This window comes from Ruegeria sp. AH12, assembly GCF_056541465.1.
Genome location: NZ_JBQFYL010000189.1, coordinates 1 through 598, shown reverse-complemented (window position 1 = coordinate 598; position 598 = coordinate 1). Strand labels below are relative to the sequence as shown.

The window sequence follows — 598 nt, the reverse complement described above, 5'->3', positions numbered from 1 at the left end:
GGCATAAAGCGCCAGTGCCTCAACGGATTTCTCCACCTGCACCGCCACGCGGTCGCCCGGTTCCATTTCCAGTCCTGTCATGGTGTTGGCCAGACGGGCCGCCGTGTCCAGAAACGTGGCATGGGTCAAAGTCTGACCATCCGGAAGGTGCAAAAATGGCGTATCCTTGCCTGCATGGATGCCCAGCAAACGATCATAAAGCGGGTTGCCCATCCCGATATCCTTTCCAGCAGACGCGCACATTCTGCAGCAAATCTGTCGTGGAATTGGGGAAGCGTAAAGCCCGGACAATCAGAACTCGGTTGTCATCCGATATCCGGCCGCAAAATACATCTTGGCGAACGTTACCGGCTGACCCTGCAGCCATGTGATACGCTCGGCAGTAAAAACGGGTTCACCCTCGGGAACATCCAGAAAACCGGCCAAAGTGGTATCGGCGCGGCTGGCCAGAAAGGTCAACTCGACATTGGTGAACGGGACAGTTTGCACCAGCCAGTCATTGGGTCCGACGCTAGAGAAATCTGCCTGCGTGACCTGAGGTACGCTGTCTATCACGATCCAGCGGTCTTCGAACTGAAATGGCGAATTGCCGGAGAAA

General features: G+C 55.9%; 2 protein-coding genes. Both read right to left on the bottom strand.

What is annotated here, in order from left to right:
* Positions 1–213: AMP-binding protein (locus ACR0EL_RS22535; protein WP_480502361.1), on the bottom strand; the 213-nt coding region annotated here is incomplete at its 3' end.
* A gap of 78 nt (positions 214–291) precedes the next feature.
* Positions 292–598, bottom strand: a 307-nt coding sequence (locus tag ACR0EL_RS22530; protein WP_480502360.1) for a UTRA domain-containing protein, incomplete at its 5' end; no start/stop codon positions are given.